Source organism: Actinotalea sp. (assembly GCF_041597215.1).
Taxonomy (GTDB): Bacteria; Actinomycetota; Actinomycetes; order Actinomycetales; family Cellulomonadaceae; genus Actinotalea.
The window spans coordinates 1-6,560 of sequence record NZ_JBFHHB010000177.1 but is presented as its reverse complement, the minus strand read 5'-3'; the positions used below and the strand labels follow the sequence as shown (position 1 = coordinate 6,560).

The 6,560-nt window shown below is 73.7% G+C and carries 8 protein-coding genes; 3 read left to right on the top strand and 5 right to left on the bottom strand.

The features are described from left to right. A partial coding sequence (locus tag ABWK99_RS11975) for a serpin family protein (protein ID WP_372594933.1) occupies nucleotides 1-963 on the top strand: 963 nt, incomplete at its 5' end. Nucleotides 964-1,080: 117 nt separating this feature from the next. Here the strand turns inward: ABWK99_RS11975 and ABWK99_RS11970 are convergent. Beyond that, nucleotides 1,081-1,302 (bottom strand): hypothetical protein, encoded by a 222-nt coding sequence (locus ABWK99_RS11970; RefSeq protein WP_372594932.1) that lies wholly within the window; start codon nucleotides 1,300-1,302, stop codon nucleotides 1,081-1,083. Nucleotides 1,303-1,419: 117 nt separating this feature from the next. Between ABWK99_RS11970 and ABWK99_RS11965 the strand changes: the two genes are divergently transcribed. Then, nucleotides 1,420-2,094, top strand: coding sequence for a Crp/Fnr family transcriptional regulator (locus ABWK99_RS11965; protein WP_372594931.1), 675 nt, complete (start codon nucleotides 1,420-1,422; stop codon nucleotides 2,092-2,094). Here ABWK99_RS11965 and lepB read toward each other — a convergent pair. Further along, nucleotides 2,051-2,500: a signal peptidase I gene (gene lepB / locus ABWK99_RS11960; protein WP_372594930.1), complete on the bottom strand. Its 450-nt coding sequence runs from the start codon at nucleotides 2,498-2,500 to the stop codon at nucleotides 2,051-2,053. The two genes, ABWK99_RS11965 and lepB, sit on opposite strands and share 44 nt — an antisense overlap. Before the next feature lie 9 nt (nucleotides 2,501-2,509). Beyond that, complete coding sequence (locus ABWK99_RS11955) at nucleotides 2,510-3,112, bottom strand: DUF6448 family protein (RefSeq protein ID WP_372594929.1); 603 nt, start codon at nucleotides 3,110-3,112, stop codon at nucleotides 2,510-2,512. A gap of 222 nt (nucleotides 3,113-3,334) precedes the next feature. Between ABWK99_RS11955 and ABWK99_RS11950 the strand changes: the two genes are divergently transcribed. Beyond that, on the top strand, nucleotides 3,335-5,902 hold the full coding sequence (locus ABWK99_RS11950; RefSeq protein WP_372594928.1) for a LuxR C-terminal-related transcriptional regulator: 2,568 nt from the start codon (nucleotides 3,335-3,337) through the stop codon (nucleotides 5,900-5,902). A 10-nt stretch (nucleotides 5,903-5,912) separates the two neighbouring features. Here the strand turns inward: ABWK99_RS11950 and ABWK99_RS11945 are convergent, their stop codons facing one another. Together ABWK99_RS11945 and ABWK99_RS11940 are read right to left on the bottom strand one after the other, a co-directional pair. Continuing rightward, the gene (locus ABWK99_RS11945) at nucleotides 5,913-6,200 is read right to left on the bottom strand and encodes a ferredoxin family protein (RefSeq protein WP_372594927.1); all 288 of its coding nucleotides are present in this window, start codon (nucleotides 6,198-6,200) and stop codon (nucleotides 5,913-5,915) included. Beyond that, nucleotides 6,197-6,560: hypothetical protein (locus ABWK99_RS11940; protein WP_372594926.1), on the bottom strand; the 364-nt coding region annotated here is incomplete at its 5' end. The genes ABWK99_RS11940 and ABWK99_RS11945, both read right to left, overlap by 4 nt.

Below are 6,560 nucleotides of genomic sequence, written 5' to 3'. Positions count from 1 at the left end.
GGGTCGACCTCTGACGAGCTCGGCGCGCTCCTGCACCTCCCGGCCTGGTCGCCCGACCTCGTCGCGGCCATGGCCGCTCACACGCGGGCACTGACGGATCTCGCGCAGGACGGACCCACGGAGGGCCCCGACGCCCCGGACAGCCTGCGGATGAGCAACCGGATCTGGGCGGATCTCGGGGTGGCACCCGAGCAGCAGTACCTCGACGACGTCGCGACGGCGCTGGACGCCGGTCTGCAGTCCGTGGACTTCGCCGGCGATCCTCGCCGCGCGACGGACTCGATCAACGACGCCGTGCGCCGGGACACCGACGGCCTCATCGACGGGCTCTTCGACGAGCCGCTCTCGCCGAGCACCGTGACGGTCCTCACGAACGCCCTCCACCTGCGGGCCTTCTGGTCCGAGCCCTTCACCGACACGATCGAGATGCCCTTCACCACCCCCGCCGGCCCGGCCACGGTGCCGATGATGACCGGTGCGGCGGGCGAGGGCCGGTCCGCCGAGGGGTGGGTCTCCGTCACCCTGCCCTATCGCGCGGGCACCATGGCCGCGACTGCCCTCCTGCCGCCGGCCGGCACCGACCCGTGCGCGGTGGACGACGGCGTCCTGGTGGCTCTCGCGGCGGCCGCACCTGCCGACGTCGCCGTGGCGATGCCGAGGGTGCGGATCGAGCAGACCCACGACCTGCTCGACATCCTGCGCGACCTGGGGCTACCTGCCGACGGCGACTACGCACGCCTCGGGGTGGAGGGGCTCTCGATCTCGGCCGTGGTGCAGAAGGTCGTGCTCGAGGTCGACGAGGACGGCACCGTCGCGGCGGCGGCCACCGGGGTCGGCGTCGCGGGCTCCGCGCCGGTCGAGCGGGAGCTCGTCGTCCTCGACCGGCCGTACCTGCTCCTCCTGACGGACACCGCGACGGGGTCGCCGCTCTTCACCGCCGTCGTGACCGACCCGTCCGCCTGACGCGCGGAGGGGTGGCGCGGACGAGCACCTCTCGGGCCGAGCCCCTGCCGACGAGTTCCGGCCCGCTCCCCCGCCGTCCCCGACCTGACCGGCCGCCGACGTCGGGACCCGGATCACTCAGGACGTGAAGGAGCACTCGCACAGGACGTTGAACTCGACGACCTGCTCACCCTCCTCGGGCCGGGCCCAGGCGATCGCCTCGGCCCGGGTGGCGAATCTCCGGCCTACCAAGCGGCCGTTCGCCCTCAGGACGCCCACCTCGATCGCCTCGCGCGGGTCGTCGTCGACGTCGACGGCGGCCTGCCCGTCCGTGCCCTCGTGCCTGCCTTCGGTGCTCATGGTGCCCCCTCGCGTCGGTGGTCCCGCGGCGGTCGCACCTTCACGATGCGCCGCATCGGCGGCGGAGTCAACGGCCCGGTCGTGCAGGTGGGGGCGCGGGGTGCCTAGGCTCGGACGGTGGCCGACACATGCGTCTCGCAGGTCCCCGTCTTCGCCGGGCTCTCGGCGCGCGACCAGGAACGGGTCGCAGCCCTCGCGCACCCGACCCGCCTGCGCGGGGGCGAGCCGGCGACCGGTGCCGACGACCCGGCCCGGCTCCTGGTCGTGCACACCGGGCGCCTGCGGATCTCGCGGTTCTCGCCGGACGGGTCGGAGCAGCTGATCCGCGTCCTGGGCCCGGGAGAGTTCAGCGGGGAGACCGCCGTGTTCAGCGGGCGACGGACCGACGACCACGCCACGGCCGTGGACGAGTGCTCGCTCTGCGTCTTCCGCCACGACGACCTCGCGACGCTCGTCCGGGAGCACCCCGGGATCGGGCTGCGGATGCTCGCGACGGTCACCGAGCGGCTCGCCGAGACCGAGCACCGGCTCAACGCGCTCACCTCTCGCGGTGTCGAGAGCCGCCTGGCCGAGTACCTCATCGGCCTGCCCAGCACCTGGCAGGGCCCGGTCGCCACCGTCACCCTTCCGCTGGCCAAGAAGGACGTGGCCGCGCTGCTCGACACGACCCCCGAGAGCCTCAGCCGCGCCCTGCGGAGCCTCGCAGGTCAGGGGGTGATCACGACCGGAGCCGGACGGTCGGTGTCGATCACGCAGGCCGGCCGGCTGCAGCAGATCGCCGACGAGGTCTGAGACCACCCGGTCGCACCAGGCGCCGCGAGACGACCGCCTCGACGCTCCCGGCCGGGACGAACGGTCGTCCCCACACCCGGGAGTCGTCCGAGCCTTCCGCGTTGTCGCCCGCCAGGAAGAGGTTCCCCGCCGGCACCGACCATCTCACCGGGAGCGCGCCACGGACCCGGGGGCGCCCGTCCACCGACCGGCCGTTGACCACGAGGCGCCCGGCCTCGAGCTCGACCACGTCGCCAGGGACGCCCACCACGCGCTTGAGGATCCGGAGCGTGCCGCGTCGGACGACGACGACGTCCCCGCGGGATGCCACCCCGACCCCGCGGCCGACCGGTCGCGTGAGGAGCAGGTCGCCGGAGCGGTAGGTGGGGACCATGGAGTCACCGGACACCCTGACCAGGCGGATCACCGGGAGCTCCTAGTGCTCGTGGGCGTGGCCGTGCGCACTGTGCGCCAGGGCGGCATGCCCGTCGTGCTCGTGGTCCTCGCCCTCGGCGTAGGTGAAGAAGCGGACGTAGGCGCCGAGATAGTCCCGGCCCGCGTCGACGTCGTCCACGTCGAAGCCCGCACGCGCCTGCGCCTCCCGGAAGCGCCGGTCGAGCTCTGCGCGTCGCTCCGGCGGCACCATCGCCAGCAGGGCCTCATCCGATCCGCTGGCGATGGCCTCGTCGGCGGCAGCCACGACCGGGTCGATCGGCGCCCCGGTGGGCGCGATGCCGGTGAACCCGACGCCCTCGCCCATCCGGTGGATGCGCACCAGGGTCTCGAGGAAGAGCCGGTCGGCCAGCTCGGCGGCCTCCGCGCCGAGGGTGCGGACCCGCAGCGCCTTCTCGAACACGGACCGCAGCTCGGCCTCTCCGTCGGCGGGGATCCACTTCAGCGCGTGGTTGAGGTTGCCTGTGGCCAACGCCGTACGTCCGTCCCTCACGGCGGGGCCGTCGGCCGTGTCGCAGTGGGCGTCCACGACGGCGGGCCTCAGCAGGGCGAGAAGCGCACGGATGCGGGTGCGGGTGATGCTCATCGGGGTCTCCTTCACTCGGGTCGTCTCTCAACGTACGGACGCCACGAGCACGCCGCCTTGACCGGGATCAAGTCACGTCCCCGTGGGGCGGCGGGCGGTCCTGCCGACGCGGGCCGAGCCGGGCACGGCACCCGCGACGCACGTCACGACAGCCCGCCCTAGGACCCTGGCACCAGTTCTCGGCACCTGGCCGCGGGACAATCGAGGCATGGTGGCGCAACGATGACGCAGACGACCGAGCGAGTCGGCGTCGACGCGAAGGCGCCCGATCTTCGCGAGAACGACGTCGCGCGGATCCTGGCTCTCCTGAAGGAACGCTCGAACGTCACGGTCACCGGCAGGCAGGGCGCCGGTCGTTCGACCGTGCTGCGCCATGTCGTCGAGCTGCTGACGAGCGCCGGCACGACCGTCGTGCAGGTCCGCGGTCTGCGCGCCCTGCGAGACCGTCCCCTCGGCGCCCTGGTGGTGGCCGGCGTCACCGTCGCCCCCGCCCAGGGCCAGCTCCCTGCCCTGACGTCCGCCCTCGCCTCCCTGGAGTCGCTCGTCGGCGCCCGGGGCTCGGCCGTCCTCGTCGTGGACGACGCCGACGACCTGGACCCGGCCAGCGCAGGCGCGATCTCGGCCTTCCAGGCCCATCGTCAGGTCCCCCTGCTGATGACCACCCGCGGGACGGGGCGTGGGTGCGACGAGAGCGCGACGCTCGTCGGCGGGTCGCTGGCCAGCGCCCGGATCGCCCTCGGCCCCCTGGGTTTCGACCAGGTCCACATGCTCGTGCACCACCTGCTCCCGGGCGGCGTCGACTCGAACGCGGTCGCATCGATCGGGGCTGCTTCCGGAGGTGTCCCCGGCCTCGTCGTGGCCATCGTCGAGCACGGCCGCCGCAGCAACAGCATCGTCCTGCGCGACGGCCAGTGGACGGTACGCGGCGAGCTGTGGACGTCCTCGCTCTCCGGCGTCGTCGAGCCGATGCTCGTCGGCCTCACCGACGGCCAGCTCGACGCGCTCACCCTGCTCGCCTCTGCCGGCGCGCTCCCGATGAGGTCCGCCCGCGACCTGCTCGACCCGAACCTCCTGACGGACCTCGACGACGCCGGCCTGCTCCAGATCCACACGACCGAGCAGGCCGACCTGGTGGCCGTCTTCCCACCCCTGGTCGGGGATCACCTCACCCGCGAGGGTTCGGCGGTACGCAAGCTCCTCGCACGGGAGCGGCTCGTGGCGGCCGGCCTCGACCCGCTCCCGGACGACGCGGGCACCTCCGCCTCGGGGCATGCCGTCCTCGTCCAGATGTTCAGCCAGCGGATCTCGGCACGGCTCGCCGCCGCCCGGAAGGCATGGGAGGAGGACCCCTCCCCCGCGCCCGCGTCCCGGCTCGTCGAGGCAATGCTCGAGGCACGCTCTCGTCCCTACGAGATCGACGCCGTCCTGGCCAGGACCAGGATCGCCGACGAGCAGCACGAGGACCGTGCGCGGCTGGCCACCTGGGCGGCGCTCTACCGAGCGGCTGTCGGCGGATCCCGGGACGCGGCACTCGCCGAGATCGACGCCGCGCGCGCGGCCGGTTGCGCGGCGGACGCCGCTCTCCGGGCCGGTACCGCCGGCGTGGAGCTGCTCCTCGGCGGGATCGAGTCGGCCAGGGCGGCTCTGGGAGCCCTCGACGAGGGTGCAGCGCCCCACCCCGTCGTCATCGGCGTCGCAGCGGAGATCGAGCTTGCCGCGGGAGAGCCCGGTAGGGCGCGCGCCCTGCTCGACACCCTGCCCCCCGAGTCCGACGAGCACATCTCCGCGCTGCGAGCGTTCACCGCTCTGCTGGACGGGCGCCTCGGCGACGCCGTCCGCGAGGGCATGGCCGGGGTGCGGCGAGGGATGGCCGCCTACGAGCCCACGACCGTCCTCGAGCACGCGTACGTCGCCGCGTCAGCCCTGTGGCTCCAGGGGCGCGCCGTCGAGCTCGACGACCTCGTGCTCTCCGTGCTCGAGCTGGGTGTCATCCCCCTGCACCGCCGGCACGACGAGGGGGCGCTGCTGGCCCTCGCTGCCTCTGCCGCGCTGTCCCGCAACAAGCTCGCGTACGGCGCCTCCCTTGCCACGCAGGCCGCGGCACTGCGGACGGTGCGCGGCCCGCACGCCTGGATGGACTCCGCCGAGGGGCGGGAGGGCACGCCCTGCACCAGCCAGGACGACGCGGCTCGGTTCCTGTGGGATCTCGCGAACGAGCGACTCGAGGCGGGCTACATCAGCGCCGGGGTCGTGGCCGGCGTGCGTGCCCTCGAGATGAACGCCGACCCCGACCGGGCCCTCGCGCTCGCCGACGTGGCGACGCGGTCGGGCTCGCCGCTGCTCCGACGCCTCGCCGACTACGCCACCGCGCTGGTGTCCCAGGACGTCACCGAGCTCGGGAACCAGCAGGCGGCGCTGCACGCGGTCGGCCTCGGGCGGATGGCGGTACGCACGGCCGTCGCCCGCTCGGTGCTCCTCATCGACAGGGGGCACATGGCGGCGGCGATCACCCACGCCGACGACGCGTGGAGCACCGCCGGCCTGCGCGGACGTGACCTCTGCGGTCTGTTCACCCCGCTCGACCAGGCCGTCAACCTCACCACCCGCGAACGCGAGGTGGCCGTCGCCGTCGCCCGCGGCTACACGAACAACGAGATCGCCGCCCGGATGGTGCTCTCCGTGCGAACCGTGGAGAACCACATCCTCGCCGCCTGCCGCAAGGTCCGGGTCGACAACCGCGAGGACCTCGGGCGCGCCGCACGCACGTGGCTCACCTGCGTGCGGCGCTGACCCGCGGGACTCAGCCCTCCCGGAACTGCACCCCCATGCCGCCGCGCGGGTAGTGCCAGGCGAGGCACCCCGGCGGGGCCACCGCCAGGCATGCGCCGCACTCGCAGCAGGCCGCGTACTCGACCGAGAGACTGCCGTCCGCCTCCTTGCTGTACACCTTGGACGGGCACACCCGGACCAGGAGGTCGACGGCGCCCGTCCGGCGCGCGACCTCCTGATCGATCTCGATATGGCTCTCCTGCTCGTCGGTCTCGAAGCGGTTCTGGGCCAACCGCTCTGCCGCGCTGCCGATCTTCACAGTGCTCGCACCCCCGCAAAGGCGTCGGAGACCAGGTCCCGCACCCGCACCGGAGAGCGCCGCAGCGCCGTCCAGGCGACGTCACGCAGGTGACGGCGGGGACTCAGGTCGTGGTCGAAGGCTCCGTGCAGGACGTCCGCCAGCACGGTGCCGTACTGCTCGTACATGCGCTCGCGCTCGAGGAACGCGGGCGCCTTGCCGTAGGTCACCATGTCCTTGCCTGCGAAGGAGTCGAAGAGGGCCGTGCGGTAGCCGGCCAGCCCGGCGGCACTCGTGTCGCCGGCGGTGAGGGCGGCGTCGACGGCCGAGGCAGCCGCGATGCCCGACGCCGCGGCGAGGTCCATGCCACGCACGGTGAGC